The organism is Mycobacterium novum (genome assembly GCF_010726505.1).
Lineage (GTDB): Bacteria > Actinomycetota > Actinomycetes > Mycobacteriales > Mycobacteriaceae > Mycobacterium > Mycobacterium algericum.
In genome coordinates this window covers 4,207,462-4,224,623 of record NZ_AP022562.1, presented here as the reverse complement: position 1 = coordinate 4,224,623, position 17,162 = coordinate 4,207,462, and the positions used below count along the sequence as shown (strand labels likewise).

Genomic DNA, 17,162 nt, shown 5'->3' with positions numbered 1-17,162 from the left:
ATTATCTTCCCGCGCATAGCTGTCCGTTGACATCCGACGTTGGGCATTGTCGCGATATCTGAGGTATCGGCGTGTCTTTGCCAATCTATCTGAGGTACCGCCGGTAGCGTTATTTAGGTGCGTACGGCTCCGGCGGCGCTGTGGCCGCAGGTCAACGGTGGTGTTGAGCTTGAATTCAGCTCCACCGGAGGAGGGCGCTCGCGCTTGCCGCTAGCGGAGTGCGCCACGGCGGACTTTGAGTTGGACTGTTCACCTATCCGCGGTTTCCCGTCGTTTCGTGGACAGAGTAATTATCCAGGGATGTGGTGGTTTTCGACGACTCGTGAACACATCGGGTATGAGTCGTGGGTGGAGCGTGACCATTTGATGGCGCTGGATGCTGACCCCGCGGTCACTGGCGTTGCGTCGCAGCCGTTCCGGTTGCACTGGGGTGATGGCAGGCACCACGTGCCTGACTACTTCGTGCGTTTGTCCGACGGATCCGCGAGGGTTCTCGACGTGCGCCGCGATGACCGGATATCGGATGCTGATGCTGAGTTATTCGCTCGATCGGATCAGGCGTGCCGGTCGCTCGGATGGGCCTATCAGCGTGTGGGCGAGGCAGATCCGGTGGTGACGGCGAACCTGCGCTGGTTATCTGGGTATCGGCATCCACGGGTGTACCGCCCGGCGGTCGCTGCGGCGTTGGAAGCGGTGTTCGACTCGGCGCGGCCGCTGATGGCCGGTGTGAGATCGGTCGGCGAAGCGATCATGGTGTTGCCGGTGCTGTTCCACCTGCTGTGGCATGGGCGGCTGGGTGTTGACCTTTGCGGGGCCGTGTTGGCCGAGGAGTCGATCGTCGGCCCCGCCTTGTGGCGATGACGGGTATGCGTTCAGGTGTCATCCGTGAAGGCGATGAAATCCGTTTATCCGACGGGGTGTTCACGGTTGCCACACTTTCTGGTGGCGCAGCCAGGCTGACCGATGCGGTCGGCGGGCAGTCGGTGGTACCGCTGTCTCGGCTGCTGGGTGACACGACGTTGGAGTTGGTGTCGGGGTCGCGACCTGCTCTGTGTTCCGAGGAAGCCTTGGCCGGTGTGCCGGAGGCTGCCGCGGAGCGGGCCCGCTGGTGGGAACGGCACTTGATCGAGGTGTTGACGGGTCGACGGGTTGATGCCGAGGCAGGGAGTCGGCCGCGACCCGAGTTCGATCCGACGTCGTGTTCGCTGCGGCAGCGCGAGCTGACCAAGCTCGCCGAGCTGCAGTCGGCCGGCCACGAGATCAGCTTGAACACGTTGCAGCGGCAACGCTATGCCTACGAACGAGACGGCCTATTGGGCGTTGTCGATCGTCGTCACATCCCCCGCCGGCCGGTGTTCGGCCGCGTCGACGAGCGGCTGGTGGCCGCGATCCGGCAGGCAATCGATGACGAGACCGACCTGTCGACCGGGACGGTCAGCCGCTTGCAGCGACGGGTGACAAAATCGTTGGTGGCTCAATACGGCGCGCAGGACGCTCCGGCGATGCCCTCGCAGCGCACTTTCTATCGCCTGGTGAAGAGGTTGTCGGCGGGCCGGCACACGTTCGGGTCCGCGCGCACCCGCCGTTCGCTGGCCAAACAGCCAGGTAGCCCGTTCGGTGTGCTGACGGTGGCACGGCCCGGTGAGATGGTCGAGATTGATTCGACTCCACTGGATGTGCGGGTGGTCCTCGACGACGGGACGGTCGACCGGGTCGAGCTGACCGGCATGGTTGACGATGCGACCCGCTCAGTTCCGGCGGCGGTATTGCGGCCCACGACCAAAGCGGTCGACGCTGCGCTGCTGCTGGCGCGGGCACTGACGCCGGAGCCGATGCGGCCGGGATGGTCCGATGCGCTGCGCATGTCGCGCTCAGTGCTGCCGCACCGCTGCTTGACCGAAGTGGATCAGCGGTTGGCCGATGCGGCCGCCCGGCCAGTGATCGCCCCGGAGACCGTGGTGTGGGACCACGGGAAGGCCTATCTGTCGCAAACCTTCCGCCAGGCTTGTTGCACGCTGGGTATCAATCTGCAGCCCGCCCATCCCGACACGCCGACCGACAAACCCAAGATCGAGCGGACGCTGCAGTCGGTGGCCACCTTGTTCGCCCAGCATGTCGCCGGGTATGTCGGCTCCAGCGTCGAGCGGCGCGGCAAGAACGCCGAACAGGACGCGGTGTGGTCGATCGTGGAACTGCAAGCCCTGCTGGACGAGTGGATCGTCGCAGTCTGGCAAAACCGTCCCCACGACGGCTTGCGTGACCCCGTCACCCCGGGAAAACCCTTGACTCCCAACGAGAAGTACGCCGCTTTGGTCGAAGTCGCCGGGTATGTTCCGGTGCCGCTGTCGGCCGACGATTACATCGAGTTGCTGCCGTCGTGCTGGCGACGCATCAATTCCTACGGCATTCGGGTCAACAACCGCACCTACGACGCCAAGGCACTCAACCCCTACCGCCGCCAGCATTCGGGGGTGGAATCCAAGAAGGGCCAGTGGGAAGTGCATCACGACCCTTACGACGTGTCGCGGATCTGGGTGCGCAACCATCACGACGAGGGCTGGCTGGCCGCGACCTGGACGTATTTACGCACCCACCCGGTGCCGTTCGGCGAATCGATGTGGCAGCATGCGCGTACCGTGCTGGCCCAGCGCGGGCAGGATCAAGCGACCGAGGCCGAGATCGCCCGCGCGGCCGACGAACTGCTCGACCGAGCCGCACAAGGCCCCGAACCCTCCCGACAGGAATCGAAGGATCGCCGGGTGGCGGGCCGAACGCGGGCGACCACGGCGCCGGCGTGGCCACGGCCGGACGCCGCAGCACCCTCCGTTGAGGCAGATGCGCCGTCAGACGACGAAGACGACGGCGAGGACGCCGAGACCGCGCAGGTCATACCACTTCCGGTGTTTGATGCACGCAAGGAGGCTGAATCGTGGCGGCTGTGAACACGATTGCCCCGGTGAGCCAACTCGAGGATCGGCGCCAACCCACCACCACGCTGGAGGGTTGGCGCCGTTTCGTTGATGCGGATCCACCCGAGTTCATCCTGTTGCCCGATGCGCAGTGGAGCGCCCTGTCGGAGGCCGAGCGGACCAACTACAACGAGGCCCGCGTCGCTCATCACAGTGAATTGGTCGTGGTCACCACGTCGGCGATCCAGCGCATCACCAACGAGGGCCGGCTGCTGACGCTGCTCAACCAACGCGAGATCGGCGCCCGGCGCGGACTGATCATTTCCGGGGCAGCCGCAACTGGGAAGACCACCGCGGTCAAACAGCTCGGTCGGTTTCACGAACTGCGTATCCGGACACGATTCGCCGACAAGTCCCGGATTCCGGTGGTGTATGCGACGGCGCCGCCGAAAGGCTCGCCGCGCAAACTCGCGATGGAGTTCGCCCGATTTCTGGGCCTTCCGATGATACAACCGCGGATGAACGTCACCGACATCTCTGATGCTGTCTGTCAGGTCCTCATCGACGCCCGCACCGACATTGTGATCGTCGATGAGATCCACAACCTCAACCTCGACACCCGCGCCGGCGAAGAACTGTCCGATCATCTGAAGTACTTCACCGAACACCTACCGGCCACCTTCGTCTACGCTGGCATCGACGTCGAGCGCTCCGGCGTGTTCACCGGCACCCGCGGCCGCCAGCTCGCCGGGCGCTGCGGCGTGATCAACACCAGCTCGTTCCCATACGCCGGAGAATGGAAGTCGCTGGTGGCCGCGATGGAAGGCACCCTGCGGCTGCACCGTCACAACGCGGGAACGCTGGTCGCCGAGGCCAAGTACCTGCATCAACGCACCGGCGGCATGATCGGCAGCCTGGCGCACCTGATCCGCGCGGCGGCGATCCGCAGCATGCTCGACGAAACCGAAAGCGTCACCCGAGAGCTGATGGACACCGTGCTCATCGACTACGCGGCCCAAACATCGGCACAACGCAGTGCCAGCTGAGGTGTCTACCGCCCCGGCGTGGCCCCAGGGGCCCGTGGCGCCGTTACCCCGAACCGTCACACCGTTTCACACCGAGACCGTCCAGTCCTACCTTGATCGCCTCGCGCACGCCAACCATGTGAAACCCCGGCAGCTGCGGTGCTACCTGGCCGACGGTCCCGCGATCTGCCGTCCCAGGCCGGACTGGTTGGCAACCGCCAGCAACCACCCTTTAGTCACTCTTGATGCCCGACTAATAGGGCTGGCCGACCGCGACCGCCACACCACCCGACAACGCCGCCACGCCCGGCCCGCATGCCGGCTCTGCATGGCACGCCGCGGGGTCTACGAGCCCGTCTACTGCTGGTTGCCCGACTACGCCACCGTCTGCCGCCAACACCGCAGATGGATCGGTCCGGGCACCCACACCCTCGATGATCAACGCGATCTGCGCTGTGCACCCGTCGTGATCGCCGCCGCGCAGCGCCATGCCCGACTGCACCGCCGCCACAACAACACCGCGCGCTTCGCGGTCAAGGATGCCGCGCGGATCCACCGCTGCTGGTCACGCAGCGCGGGCCTGTTCACGCTGCCGCCCGCCCACGCCGACGTCGACGCCCACATCGCCGCCTACCCCGATCTGATCGCCTTGGCCGCCATCCTGGCTGACGCTCGCGTCCGGATCTGGAACACCGTGGCAGCAACACCCGCGCGAGCCCGCGCCGTCGATGCGGTCTACGTCAGTATCGGCGGCCGGTTTCCCCGGCGCCGCGACCACACCCGCCCCATCGAACAGTGGATCTATGATCAGCAACTCAGCGCCACACGCGTCAACCGGCCCGACTCCAAGGCAGGGAACGAGCCCGCAACGTAGTGCAACGTCGGCTAATCGCCCTCATTCGGCCGAGAAGTGGGTGCGCGTCGGCCACGGCCAGCGCGGGTGTCCGTTCTCGTTTGACCTGAGGCACTGTTTGGTGCCTGACCTGCGGTGAAATTATCGCCGACCTGTGTGGTTGCGGGTTCGCTGTCGTTGTGACGGTGGGCGGTGAGGAAGTCGTCGACGATGCGTGTGCAGTCGTGGGCAGTCATGGTGCGTAGGCCGGTCATTCGCGCGAAGGCGAATGGCCCGATGAGTTGGCACAGTACGAGTTCGACGTCGAAGTCGCCGAGTTCGGCGCGGGCTTCGGTGCTTTGCAGGATGGCGTCGAAGGGTTGTCGGTATTGGTCAATGACTCGTGCGCGTAGCGCCCTGGGGGCGTGCTCACCGCTGGTGTGATCGGTGGTTGCGGTGGGGCCCAGGGCGAGCCAGGCCAGCGCGGTGACGTGCAGCGGAGCGTCGGCGAATAAGGCGGCCTGGCGGGTGAGCAGTTCGATGAGCCGTTCGCGCAGCGTTCCACTGGCCGGTGCGGGCGGGGTGACTTGAGGTAGCAGCCGCTCGAAGGTCGCTGCGAGCAACTGCGACGAGTTGTTGAAATGGCGGTAGAGGGTGGTGCGAGCCACCTTGGAGGCTTTGGTGACCGCATCGATGGTGACGGCCTCAATGCCGCCGCTGGTGAGCAGTGCGGCCGCTGCGTCCAGTAGGCGATTGCGGGATCGGATCCGGCGGGGGTCGATGTTGTCATCGTCGTTGCCGTCGTCGTGGCCGAACTCCAGCCGGCTGCTCACCCTCGCTCACCTCGCTGCTTCCGCGTTTTTGGCCGGCGTTGCGCGCTTAGGCCGACGGTTATGGCACTAACGGTAGCGCAGCGAAACGGTTCGTAGTGGGAGCGCCGTAGTGTCCGTTCGGCCTCCGTGGCTCGCAGTTAACGCTACTACTAGTAGCGGAGCGCTACTAGTAGTACTATTTGTGCATCACCCGAGGATGTGTCGACGGAGGCGCCATGTACCCCCAATGGATTCAAGCGTGCGTTGTGCAACGCGTGTCGCTGCGTGATGGGCTGGTGTTGGACTTCGATGACTGCAATGAGGTGGTCATTTACCGCCCGCTGCGGCTTACGCTGCCCGCCGTCGGTGACTTTCCGGTCGAGGCAGTGTTCATCGATCCCGGCCGGGTCGCGACTCATGAGCGCCCACTGCTGGATCTCGCCGGCGCGGTGTGCACGCAGGCATGGTGCGGCGATGGTGGTGGGCTGCACCTTGGTTTTTCCAGCGGACACCGCATCGATGTTGACGCCCACCCGCAGGTCACCGCCTGGGAGTTGTACGGCAGGCACCACGGCTACATGGCGTGCCTGCCGCATGGGCGGGTCCGGGTGGTCCGCTATGACATCCCCGAGGCCGACGACGCCGAGGTAGATCTCGCCGCACGTCGTTAATGGTCTATTCCGCGCTGCGTCGCGCGTGCGCCGCTGAATAGCGCATGTATCGACGATGTGGTACTGCGAGTAGCGTAGCGATATCGATAGTTTCGTTTGATGGAGGTGTGGTGGCCGACGGCGATCGGGACTTCTCGGGTACCACGGCGACACTGCTGAAGCGCAATGGTCGTTCGACCCCTACGGCCGATTCCAGCGAGTACAGCGCGCGGTTGGCGGCGCTGGCTGGGTTCACGGTGCGGCACAAGGCGCTGGTGATGGGGGCATGGGTCGGCGTTGCGGTGGTGCTGGCGCTGTTGTTTCCCCAGTTGGAGACGGTGGTGCGGCAGCAGTCGGTGAACCTGCTCCCGCGCGATGTGCCGTCGTTTCAAACGGTGGACCGCATGAGCGCGGCGTTCGGCGAACAGGGTTCCAAAACGATGGTGTTCGTCGCGATGGAAGACCCCGCCGGGTTGACCCCCGCGGCGCGGCAGCACTACGACCAGCTGGTGGCGCGGCTGCGCGCCGACACCGATCACGTCTTGCTGGTTGAAGACCTGCTGGCCGACCCGGTCACCGCGGCCCACGCGGTCAGCCACGACCACCAGGCTTGGTATCTGCCGGTGGGCGTGGCCGGCACGCTGGGTGATCCCACCGCGGCCGCCTCCGTGCAGGCGGTGCGTGGCATCGCCGCTGGGGTGTTCGCCGGCACGTCGACCACGGCGTATGTGACGGGGCCGCCGGCGACGTTCAGTGACATGATCGCTTCTGCCGAGCACGACCTGCTGCTGATTTCGATCGCGACTGCAGGTCTGATCGCGCTGATCCTGCTGATCGTGTACCGGTCGGTGTTCACCGCGCTGCTGCCGCTGCTGGTGATCGGGGTGAGCCTGGCCGTCGGGCGCGGTGTGCTGTCCGCACTGGGCGAGATGGGTATGCCTGTCTCGCAGTTCACCGTGGCGTTTATGACCGCGATCCTGCTGGGCGCGGGCACCGATTACACGGTGTTTTTGATCAGCCGCTATCACGAGCAGCGCCGCGCGCAGGTGCCCGCCGATCAGGCCGTTATCCACGCTACAGCCAGCATCGGCCGGGTGATCCTGGCCTCGGCGGCCACCGTCGCGTTCGCGTTTTTGGCGATGGTCTTCGCCCGCCTGAGTGTGTTCGCCGCGCTCGGCCCGGCGTGCGCGGTCGCGGTGCTCGTCGGATTCGCAGCCACGGTCACGCTGCTGCCGCCGGTGCTGGCGCTGGCCGCCAAACGCCGTATCGGCGAACCAAAATCCGATCGGACCCGCCGGTACTGGAACAGCGTCGCCGTCGCGGTGGTCCGGCGCCCCGGCCGGTTGCTGATCACCAGCCTGGTCATCCTGCTGGCTCTGGCAGGAGTCGCGGCGACGATGAAAATCAGCTACGACGACCGCAAAGGCCAGCCCACCAGCACCGCCAGCAACCAGGGCTACCAGCTGCTGGACCGCCACTTCGGCAAAGATATCGTCATCCCCGAATTCCTGGTCGTGGAAAGCCCCACCGACATGCGCACCGGTAAGGGGCTGGCCGACCTCGACGAAATGGCCTCCCGCATCTCCCAGATTCCCGGCGTCAAAAAAGTTTCCGGGGTCACCCGGCCCACCGGAGAGCGCCTCGAGCAGGCCCAACTCTCGTGGCAGAACGGCCAGATCGGCGACAAGTTGGCTGGCGCCGTCGCCGACGGCAACGAACGCAAGGACGATCTCGCCAGGCTCACCGACGGCGCCGACCAACTCGCCGGCGGGCTCGCTCAGCTTGACACCACCCTGCGCAGCGCTTTGACACCACTGACCGGGATACTGGCTCAAGCTCAGTCCGCCGGCACTCAGGTTCAGCGGTTCCAGCCTTTGCTGCAACAGCTTTCAGCCACCGCCCCGGCCGTCGACAAAGCCATCCAATCCGGCCCCGGGCTGCGGCCCCTGGCCGAACAAGCCCAAAACGCCATCGCCATCCTCAACCCCCTCGTCGGCGCCCTCAACACCTCCCCGTGGTGCGCCACCACACCGCAGTGCGCCCAAATCCGCGATCAAGTTCAGATTCTGGTGAGCTTGCGCGACAGCGGATTCTTCACCGAGGTCGCCGACCTCGGCGACCACTACAACCCCGACACTAATGCCACCGTGGCCGGCACCCTCGCCAATGTCCAAACCGCGGTCACCGCCTTGGACAAGGCCTTCGGAGCCCTCGGTGATCCCGCCGACCTGGCCGGCAACATCAGTCGACTCCAAGACGGCATCAGCCAACTCGCCGCGGGCGCCCAAGCACTGGCGACCGGCGTGCACACGCTGGTCGACAGCAACATCGAACTGCTGTCCGGGATGAACCAGATCGCCACCCAACTGCAGAACTCCGCTCGCGCCAGCGCCTCCTCGGACTCCGCCAGCGGCTTCTACCTGCCCGCCAATGTCTTTGAGAACCGCCGATTCGCCGATGTAGCGAAACAATTCCTGTCAGCCGACGGCAAAACCGCACGCTTTGCCATCGAATCGACCCCCGACCCCTACAGTGGCGCAGCAATCCGCCTGGCACACAAGATCGTCGACGTTGCCAACGCGGCGCGGCCCAACACCTCACTGGCCGACGCCTCCGTCTCGGTTGCCGGGTTCCCCGCCGTCAACTCCGACATCCAGCGATTGCTGCGGGCGGACTTCGCCCAACTGGCCATCGCCACCCTGCTCATTGTCGGGCTCATCCTGGTGGTGTTGCTGCGCGCCATAGTGGCCCCGTTGTACCTGCTGGGCACCGTCGTTTTGAACTACTTGGCCTCACTAGGCATCGGCGTTCTGATATTCCAATGGGGCCTCGGATACGAAATCGCCTGGCCGGTACCCCTGTTGGCGTTCATCATCCTGGTAGCAGTCGGCGCCGACTACAACATGCTGCTCGTCTCACGGCTGCGCGAAGAATCCGGACCCAATATCCGCGTCGGCGTACTACGCACCGTCGCCAACACCGGCTCCGTCATCACCTCAGCCGGCCTGATCTTCGCCGCCAGCATGTTCGGCCTCACCACCGGCTCGATCGCCATCATGATCCAGGCCGGACTCATCATCGGCTGTGGGCTACTCCTCGACACCTTCCTGGTGCGCACCCTCACCGTCCCCGCCATCGCCACACTGCTGCGCGAAGCCAGCTGGTGGCCCAACGTGCGGCACCGTCATCGCGGCCGGCGTGCCGCATGAGTTGCTGATCGTACATCCACTGGTGGACTGGCCAGGCATGGTCAGGGCGTTCCGGGAACCGGTGAGCGAGGCTGACGTGGACTGTGTCGACGGCGCGAGCGCGGGCCGGGGTTTCTGGCGGCATCTTCAGGTCCCAGCCGGACCAAGCAGGACCCGCTGATGGCTGACAAACCCCGGCCGCGCGCTGGACCAGGCGTTCGGAATCCTCCCGCCCCTACCCCACAGGCGACTCCGCTCCAGAGACAACTGAGACCCCATCAAGCTCGCTCGCTGCCACGAAAGTCGACCTACCCCAGTTCAAATGGCAAACCGTCCGTTGCCGGTCGTCACTTGATCTGAGGCACCGCAGGTCAGGGTCCCAGACCTGCCCCAGATAGATCGACAACGGACAATAGCTTCCGAGGAACAGGAAGCGGGGTGCCGCGCTCCGAAGATCCGCCAACATCGTTCTGGCGCTCGCCACGTGGACTTGTGGGTCCGGCGATGTGTCTGATCTTCGCTTCGCTCGCGGTGACTTCACCCGGCCTGGTGGGCCGCACGACCCGTTGCCGCCGAGCTGCCGAGGTCGCTTCGGTCCAGGGCGTGCCCCGTGGCGATGGCGGACTTCCATCTACTCGTGCCAGTGACGGCCGCCCAGTTCGAATGCAAGAGCGCCATCAGTGTTTCGTGGACCTGTTGCGCACTAGCGGAGCCGGCATCGTTTGCGATGTCGACTGCGCCGGTGGCGTCGGAGATCACCTTGGTGATCCGGTTGTCCGCATCCGCCTCGTATTTGGCCACGATGGGATGGTTCTCGCAGGTCGGTGACCCGGCTGCGAAGACCGGCGCTCCAGCCGGAAACTCGTGCTTGACCACCACGACCGGGATGTCGCTAGCCTTCGCTGCAGCCATCCACACGTTCCCAGGGATCACCACCTTCCACCTCGCCGCTCCCCTTCTCGTTTTCGGTGAGGTAGTCCGCCAATACTCCGATGCCGGGTGGTCCGTCGATGTCTGGTCCTCGGATTCAGGTCCCGTCCCGACGTGCGACGGGCCGACCCTTGGCGATCTCGCCGGGCCTGAAGTCACCGACGAAGCGGATCTCATCGTGTTTCCGTCATGGCCGCTGGACCTTCCTGACCCAGGGACTGACTTGGTGGATCGAGTTGTCTCTGCTCACCGACGAGGAGCCCGGATCGCAGGCTTCTGCCTAGGGGCATTTCCAGTAGCGGCGACAGGACTGCTCGACGGTCGACGCGCGACGACGCACTGGGCAGCGGCCGGTCGCTTCGCAACGGAGTTTCCCGATGTCGATCTGGAAGCTGACGCCCTCTACCTGGACCATGGCGATGTGCTCACCTCCGCGGGTACGGCATCCTCCCTCGACGCCAGCCTCCACCTCGTCCGTGCCGCGCTGGGGTCAGACGCAGCGCGAACGATCGCCCGGCACCTCGTGGTGGCACCGCACCGCGATGGGGACCAAGCCCAATACATCGACCGGCCGATCCTTGATGCCGACGCCACCCCGCTCGGCGAGACGATCACCTGGGCCTTAGCGCATCTCGATGACAGCCTCGACGTCGAGACCTTGGCCGCCCATGCATCCATGAGCCCTCGCAACTTCTCCAGACGCTTCAGAGAGGCGACAGGCCTGAGTCCGGCGCGATGGGTGCTCGCACGCAGACTCGATGAGGCACGGCACCTCCTCGAGGCCACAAGCTGGCCAGTCACGCGGGTAGCGAAAGCGTGCGGTTTCGCCAGCGCGGTCACCTTCCGCCAGAACTTCGTAGCGCGGTACGCCACTACCCCGACCTCGTACCGCAGCCGCTTCACCACCGCTGAGGACTAGCTCGGCCCGCGACAGCATCACTGCGACGCTCCTCAGCTGCGCTGGTCAGATGCCCGAATGCGTCGTACCTCTCGGGAAGTGACCAAAAGTTCGAATTGCCTTCTCGGCGCGGGCGTTCGAGGGCAGACCGGCCCCTTTCCGGCGACAGTCACGCGGATCACTCCGGGGTGGTCACCGCCCCCGGCGAATTCGCTGAACCCGCCTGTCGAGTATCGAGCTACGGCGTCGAGGAAGACGGCATCCGGGCGTGCCATATCGCGATCCGGTTGTCGCACACGGTGATCTTGACTCGCCAGTACATCCCGGAGGGACTCATTCCCGGCAGAATGCGCAATCGGTGGTAGCCGCATGGGGTAGGACCTGAACCCGTTGCAAGATGCGGATCGGGGTTCATAAAGCCAACTGCGCCAGTACGTGCTCGTGCATCCCGGCGTCGAAGGCCACCAGTCGCACCTCGTCGACCCGAGTGTGGACGGCGGCAATGGTTTCGATGGCGGCGGCGATGGCATCTCGCTGCGGCCAGCCGTAGGCGCCGGCGCTGATGAGCGGAAAGGCGACGACTCGCGCACCAAGTTCGTCGGCAACCTCCAAAGCCCGACGGTAGCAGGACTCCAGCAGTGAACGGTCTGTCTGGCCGGCGTTGAAATTCGGACCGACCGTGTGAATGACCCACCGGGCAGGCAGGTCGCCTGCGGTCGTCCATCCCGCGTCACCGGTGGCCAGCCCGTTGGGGAACCTCTTGATGCAGTCGCGCAGAATGGCGGCGCCGCCGGCGCGATGGATCGCGCCATCCGCGCCGCCACCGCCGCGCATAGCGCTGTTGGCTGGATTGACTACGGCGTCGCCCCGCTGCTCGGTGATGTCGCCGCAAACCGCGGTGATAGTCGGCATGCTGCTCAGTATGCCTGCGTGAACATGACGGGGCGCCGCCATCCGCTCTCTAACGCAGCGGACCCGTCACGCTCAGCGTCATCGATGTTGCAACGCCGTCGCTTTACCGTTGCGGCGGCGGCGGGGCTACCGGCTGACACGCATTGGCGCCTGGGTTCCACCAGTTGCCAGGACCGCAATTGGGCGGCGCTGACGGCTGGCAGGCATTGGCGCCCGGGTTCCAGAAATTGCCAGGACCGCAATCAGGCGGTTGAGCCGAGCCAACGCCGGGCGCTACCGCTGTCACATACACGCCCGGTGCGAACGCCACGGCCGCGGCGCATGCCATGCGAAAAACGAACTTCCCCATGATTGCCTCCCTCCTCGGAAGTGTCCAGATCCCCGATCTGGATGTCGATCCATTAGCACTACCCCCTCCGGCGGAGTCGCAATCACGAATTCCACCGGGGACGCGTGGACGCCAATAGTCGCGGTGACGAAATGAAGGCCACGAGCACGGTGCGTGACATTGCCTGTGCAGGCACAGGAAGCAGCCACCACGGCGCCGTGTGAAACGATGGACTGGTTGATTTTGCTCGGTGCAAGAAGAGTAAGAGAACTCTCGGTCACCCGCGGTCGGCGCGCATCGCGGTCAACCACATACTGTTGCTGCGCCCCACGGAATAGATCTGGTAGCCATGACACCTTCTCGCCCGGTATCGGCCACCGCTGGTACCGCGGTTCCCGGCGATGACACCGGCATCGCGCTGCCGGTCGGTCCCGGAGAGTTGTTGAGCTGTGGGAGCGGATATCTGACCCGTGCGCTGCGCAGCTACGGAACTCTGGCGGCAGACAATGCGGTAGCGAACGTCACCGAGTTCGCGGAGGTCGGCGGCGGAAGCACCGGCCGCAAGGCTCGGCTGTCGGTGGAGTACGCCGGTCGTGATCCGCAGCTGCCCACCGAACTTTTCGCGAAGTTCTCCCGCGATCTCGATGACCCCGTTCGTGATGCCGGCAGAACACAGATGAAGGCCGAAGTTCGCTTTGCCGAGTTGGCTCGCACCCCCGGATTTCCGATCACCGTGCCCGCCACGCTGTTCGCCGACTATCACAGCGAGTCCGGCACCGGACTGCTGATCAGCGAGCGGATCATGTTTGGTGACAACGGAATCGAGCAACAACACCACAAGTGCCTGGACTATGAGATGCCTGATCCGCTGGATCACTACCGGACCGTGACGGTCTCGCTGGCCAGGCTGGCCGGCTGGCACCGCAGCGGTGCCGCCGGCGGTGCGATCGACGACTTCCCCGTCGGCCTTCAGGCAGCCAGTGTCGGCGAGCGGCGTCCCCTCAGCGAAAACAGATTGGCGCGGCAGCTGGCACGTCTCACCGACTTCACCAGCACCCATCCCCGGCTGTTCCCCGCCGGCGTCCGCGCACCGCACTTCCTTTCGGGCTTCGCAGAACAGGTACCTATGATCGCTCGGGCAGAAGCGGCGGTGTGGCGGCACCTGGCAGCTGATCCGAACCACATCGCGCTGTGCCATTGGAACGCCAACGTCGACAACGCGTGGTTCTGGCGTGACGCCGACGATGTTCTGCAGTGTGGCTTGATGGACTGGGGATGCGTCAGTCAGATGAATGTGGCGATGGCGCTGTGGGGTGCGATGTCGGCGGCCGAGACCGCCTTATGGAATGAACATTTCGATGCACTGGTGACGCTGTTCGTCACCGAGCTGGCCGCCGCGGGCGGCCCGCCGATCGACCCGGGCGAACTGACCCGCCAGGTCCTGATCTATGCCGGCATCATGGGGGTCAGTTGGCTGCTTGACGTGCCGGCACTGATCTCCTCCCGCCTCGGTGAATCAGCCCGGGCGATGACCAGGTACGACGCACCGATCAAACACGACGAAAGCGTCCGCGCTCCGCTGCAGAAGTTGGTCAACGTGCTCAACCTGTGGCAGACGCGTGACATCGGCGCACTGCTGGCCGGCCTTTGACAACCCACGTTTGCGGTCGGGCTGGTAACCACGTGCGTTACTTGATCGCCATCGCTGCGACCGGACTACCCCGGATGCGCCGCTCAACGGCAGCGGCGATGCGGCGAACATGAACTCGTACACCCCGTCGGCCCTCGAATCGGCCGAGAGCGTATCGAGGTCGAAGATCTCCCCGAACGCCAGGCCGGTGTGCACCAGACACACGATGTGCAGCGGCTCCCAGCAATCGATTTCGCTGGGCAGCACCTCGATCCCCCAGGTGTCGGTCGCGACGGCCGCGATGTCTCTGTCATGCAGCCACGGCGCGGTGTGCAACGATAATCCGGGTGACGGGCCGCCGGCATAGTCGCCCCAGCAACCTCGACGGGCGGTCATGAAACCGGTCCGGATGAGCAGTGCATCGCCGGAACGGATTTCGAGACCCTTGGCGTCGAGGTATTCCTCAAGATCATCGGTGGTGATCGCATACCCGAGCTCGAGGGATTCGACGCCGCGGTCTGCGGCCAGGTCGACGAACACCCCGCGGGTCACGATTCTTGCCGTCCAGTTGTGCACGGTCTTGCCGGTTTTGACCAATCCCGCGGCCTCGCGAACCTTCTCCGGAGTGATGAGATTGATGGTGCCGAGCTGATCATCGGCTCCCCATCGGCCCCAGTTGGAGCAGCGGTCGATGTAGCTCTGCAGGATGGCGAGGTCATCAGACATCGCAGCTCCTCTCACCGTCGCAACCGCGGCAGCTTCCACCGGCGAATCTACGTCCTACAAACGCCGAGTGGACGGCGGATCACCCAACCGCGGGCACATCCACCAGGCCGGTGAACCCGCTGGGGGCGTGAGGCCCGATCACCAGCTGTTCGAGCACCCCGATGCCGGTGCGGTCCCCCCACCGCGCCCGCATGACCTGCTGGACATGAATGTTGTCCAGTGCAAGGTTGTCGAGCTCTGAGACCGGGGTCTGCTCGCCACCCACGGCGAGTTCCTCGTGCCACAGGCCGTGCGACCACCGGGGATGGAAATACCCTGCTCCCTTCATCCGGAAGGTCAGCAACGGCTGTAGCTCAACGCTTTCCGCGGCGTCACCGCGGCGGAAGTCCAGGCGCGCCCCACGAGAGCGGCGCAGCCCCGGCGCCCAATCGATCGTGTGACTGACATCGACATGCTCGACACCGTCCTGGGGACCGTAGACCGGATCACCGGGCCGCAGAATGGGCAGCACGGCTCCGCTTTGAGCCCATGAGGCCCCGGTCTGATCCTCGAAGGTCAGGTAGTGCAGCGCGACGTCGTCGAAATTCAACGGGGCCCAGAGAAAAAATATCTGCCCCGCCGACGGTTCGGGCGCCGCCGAGGCCGGTAGCCCCACTGGACGCAGACCCCAGGAGCGGTCCTTGGTGCCGTAGACGGTCTGGTTGTCGAAGTCGTTGGTGGCCCCGTCGACCGTCAGCGATCCCGCCCACCGGCCCAGCTGGGAGGCACGTGTCATGTCGATGGCCAACCGGGTGCCCACGTAACGGGTCTGGCGGGGTTCCTCGTACCCGGCGGTGCGCGCCGTGAACGTCATATCGGCGCCCAGCCCGTACTCGGGTGCGTCGACGACGACACGGTTGATGCGCATCGGTTCGACGATCTCGATCCTGATGGGCCCGATCGCCGTCTGGGTGCGATCCAACGGCGCACGGCCGGAGGCGAAAACCGAGCGCTGCACCCCGTCACTGACCACACTGAGTGCGGCGTCGATGACGCCCCGGTTCGGGTAGATGCCCAGTGCCACAGCGAAATAGAAGTCTTTGGTGTAGCCGTTGAACCAGAACCTGTCGTAGTGGTCGGGGTTGCCGTTGCCGGCGTGCGCCAGTGCTACCGGGGCCTGATGGACGGGGTAGTCGTCGAACGGTGTCAACACGGCGGTGCTCTAGCTGTCCAGCAGTGCCTCGGTGCCCAGATCGCTGATCTGGGCGCATGCCCGGCGGATCATCGTCAGGAACATCGCGTCGCCCCGCTCGGTGCGTTCGACGAGCATGGCGGCCGGCGCCAGGAAGAACACCGCGTAGGCCGCCTGACGTCGGTAGTCGTTCCAGCACTGTGTCCAGTCGTAGCCGGACACTCCGGCGGCGGTGAGCGCGTCGAAGTAGGAGCGGACCAGTTCCTGCTCGTGGGCCGCCCGAAGTTCCGGATCCAATGCGGTGCCGAGCAGGAACGCCACATCGATCAATCCGTTGCCCCGGTCGACGGTCTGCCAATCGACCACCGCCACGGGCACGTCGCCACCCTTCGCGTCGAAGAGCATGTTGTCGGTTCGGAAGTCGCCGTGTACGACGGTGATCGGGCCTTGCGGTTCGGCGGGTTGTTGCGCGTGGACGCTGAGCCGGCGCATCCGCCCCGTGATGTCGGGTCCCAGTTGGGTGGCGTACCGTTCGCAGAACTGCTCGATCAACAGCGGAACGACCTCGGCGAGAATATCGGCGGTGTTGCGGCTGTGGTTGAGCCAGTCGTGGTCGCCGAACTCCGAGCGACCCCAGAACGGCGCGTGCAATGCCGCCGCCTGGGCAAGCGCGCAGCGGGCGTGCTCGACGGTGAACCCACTGAGCTGGTCGACCGCGGCCACTGGGGTCATGTTCTCCAGGAGCAGCACGAACTGGCCTGTGGCGGGGTCGATGTCGCTGTAGAGGTAGCCCGGTGTCGCCACGGCGGTCTGGTCGCGCAGGTTCTGGTAGAACCGCACCTCACGCTCGTAGAGCCGCTGCATGACGGCGGCCTGGCGGCTGTTGGCGTCGTCGGCCGGTAGTTTGGCCACCACACTGGCCGGCCCGCCCGAATCGGCCCGGTCGTAGCTGAGGGTGAACACCAGCGTGTCTGCGACCTGGCCGGTGCCGATGGGCGCTGCGGTCACGGCGGTCACCGTGGCGTCGGTAAGGGCGCCGCAGTGCCGCAGCACCTGGGTGAACCATTCTGCGCTCATGCCGTGGCGGTCGACGAGCGGCGGCGGAATCGCGACGGTGCTCACAGCTAGCACCATAACCGCAGGACTGTCCC

13 protein-coding genes and 1 pseudogene are annotated in these 17,162 nt (G+C 65.4%); 8 read left to right on the top strand and 6 right to left on the bottom strand.

Translation table 11 applies throughout. The features are described 5' to 3' along the window. The first annotated feature begins 117 nt into the window (after nucleotides 1-117). The 4 genes from G6N19_RS19845 to G6N19_RS19830 all read left to right on the top strand — a co-directional run bounded on the left by G6N19_RS19845 (nucleotide 118) and on the right by G6N19_RS19830 (nucleotide 4,808). Nucleotides 118-861, top strand: coding sequence for a TnsA-like heteromeric transposase endonuclease subunit (locus tag G6N19_RS19845; protein ID WP_165757716.1), 744 nt, complete (start codon nucleotides 118-120; stop codon nucleotides 859-861). Nucleotides 862-866: 5 nt separating this feature from the next. After that, nucleotides 867-2,942 carry a Mu transposase C-terminal domain-containing protein gene (locus G6N19_RS19840; RefSeq protein WP_232062439.1) on the top strand — a complete coding sequence of 692 codons (2,076 nt, stop codon included), beginning with the start codon at nucleotides 867-869 and terminating at the stop codon, nucleotides 2,940-2,942. After that, nucleotides 2,930-3,955 (top strand): ATP-binding protein, encoded by a 1,026-nt coding sequence (locus tag G6N19_RS19835; protein ID WP_013828995.1) that lies wholly within the window; start codon nucleotides 2,930-2,932, stop codon nucleotides 3,953-3,955. Before G6N19_RS19840 ends, G6N19_RS19835 begins: the two co-directional genes overlap by 13 nt. Before the next feature lie 307 nt (nucleotides 3,956-4,262). Further along, nucleotides 4,263-4,808, top strand: a complete 546-nt coding sequence (locus G6N19_RS19830) for a hypothetical protein (RefSeq protein ID WP_220096837.1) — start codon at nucleotides 4,263-4,265, stop codon at nucleotides 4,806-4,808. Nucleotides 4,809-4,819: 11 nt separating this feature from the next. Here the strand turns inward: G6N19_RS19830 and G6N19_RS19825 are convergent, their stop codons facing one another. After that, nucleotides 4,820-5,599 carry a TetR/AcrR family transcriptional regulator gene (locus tag G6N19_RS19825; RefSeq protein WP_013828997.1) on the bottom strand — a complete coding sequence of 260 codons (780 nt, stop codon included), beginning with the start codon at nucleotides 5,597-5,599 and terminating at the stop codon, nucleotides 4,820-4,822. Between the two features lie 215 nt (nucleotides 5,600-5,814). Between G6N19_RS19825 and G6N19_RS19820 the strand changes: the two genes are divergently transcribed. Continuing rightward, nucleotides 5,815-6,249 (top strand): DUF6188 family protein, encoded by a 435-nt coding sequence (locus G6N19_RS19820; RefSeq protein WP_041317922.1) that lies wholly within the window; start codon nucleotides 5,815-5,817, stop codon nucleotides 6,247-6,249. Nucleotides 6,250-6,359: 110 nt separating this feature from the next. Beyond that, the gene (locus tag G6N19_RS19815) at nucleotides 6,360-9,437 is read left to right on the top strand and encodes an MMPL/RND family transporter (protein WP_407663421.1); all 3,078 of its coding nucleotides are present in this window, start codon (nucleotides 6,360-6,362) and stop codon (nucleotides 9,435-9,437) included. Between the two features lie 516 nt (nucleotides 9,438-9,953). Here G6N19_RS19815 and G6N19_RS19810 read toward each other — a convergent pair. Further along, nucleotides 9,954-10,217: a hypothetical protein gene (locus G6N19_RS19810; protein WP_193465496.1), complete on the bottom strand. Its 264-nt coding sequence runs from the start codon at nucleotides 10,215-10,217 to the stop codon at nucleotides 9,954-9,956. A 67-nt stretch (nucleotides 10,218-10,284) separates the two neighbouring features. On the opposite strand from G6N19_RS19810, the gene G6N19_RS19805 reads away from it, so the two are divergent. Continuing rightward, nucleotides 10,285-11,265: a GlxA family transcriptional regulator gene (locus G6N19_RS19805; protein ID WP_332101760.1), complete on the top strand. Its 981-nt coding sequence runs from the start codon at nucleotides 10,285-10,287 to the stop codon at nucleotides 11,263-11,265. Nucleotides 11,266-11,655: 390 nt separating this feature from the next. Here G6N19_RS19805 and G6N19_RS19800 read toward each other — a convergent pair whose 3' ends face one another. Then, on the bottom strand, nucleotides 11,656-12,156 hold the full coding sequence (locus G6N19_RS19800; RefSeq protein WP_193465495.1) for a macro domain-containing protein: 501 nt from the start codon (nucleotides 12,154-12,156) through the stop codon (nucleotides 11,656-11,658). Between the two features lie 677 nt (nucleotides 12,157-12,833). On the opposite strand from G6N19_RS19800, the gene G6N19_RS19795 reads away from it, so the two are divergent. Then, a complete protein-coding gene (locus G6N19_RS19795; RefSeq protein WP_193465494.1) occupies nucleotides 12,834-14,135 on the top strand; it encodes a hypothetical protein in 1,302 nt (433 codons plus the stop codon). A gap of 37 nt (nucleotides 14,136-14,172) precedes the next feature. Here G6N19_RS19795 and G6N19_RS19790 read toward each other — a convergent pair. The 3 genes and pseudogenes from G6N19_RS19790 to G6N19_RS19780 all read right to left on the bottom strand — a co-directional run bounded on the left by G6N19_RS19790 (nucleotide 14,173) and on the right by G6N19_RS19780 (nucleotide 17,133). Beyond that, nucleotides 14,173-14,840 (bottom strand): annotated as a pseudogene (locus G6N19_RS19790) (cyclase family protein). Between the two features lie 79 nt (nucleotides 14,841-14,919). Further along, nucleotides 14,920-16,032: a hypothetical protein gene (locus G6N19_RS19785; RefSeq protein ID WP_193465493.1), complete on the bottom strand. Its 1,113-nt coding sequence runs from the start codon at nucleotides 16,030-16,032 to the stop codon at nucleotides 14,920-14,922. A gap of 9 nt (nucleotides 16,033-16,041) precedes the next feature. After that, complete coding sequence (locus G6N19_RS19780) at nucleotides 16,042-17,133, bottom strand: aminoglycoside phosphotransferase family protein (protein WP_013829006.1); 1,092 nt, start codon at nucleotides 17,131-17,133, stop codon at nucleotides 16,042-16,044. Between the last annotated feature and the right edge of the window lie 29 nt (nucleotides 17,134-17,162).

Coding starts and splice junctions, on each gene's coding strand:
- G6N19_RS19800 (WP_193465495.1), bottom strand. CDS start 12,156: ATGCCGACTATCACCGCGGTTTGCGGCGACATCACCGAGCAGCGGGGC.
- G6N19_RS19795 (WP_193465494.1), top strand. CDS start 12,834: ATGACACCTTCTCGCCCGGTATCGGCCACCGCTGGTACCGCGGTTCCC.
- G6N19_RS19830 (WP_220096837.1), top strand. CDS start 4,263: ATGGCACGCCGCGGGGTCTACGAGCCCGTCTACTGCTGGTTGCCCGAC.
- G6N19_RS19840 (WP_232062439.1), top strand. CDS start 867: ATGCGTTCAGGTGTCATCCGTGAAGGCGATGAAATCCGTTTATCCGAC.
- G6N19_RS19820 (WP_041317922.1), top strand. CDS start 5,815: ATGTACCCCCAATGGATTCAAGCGTGCGTTGTGCAACGCGTGTCGCTG.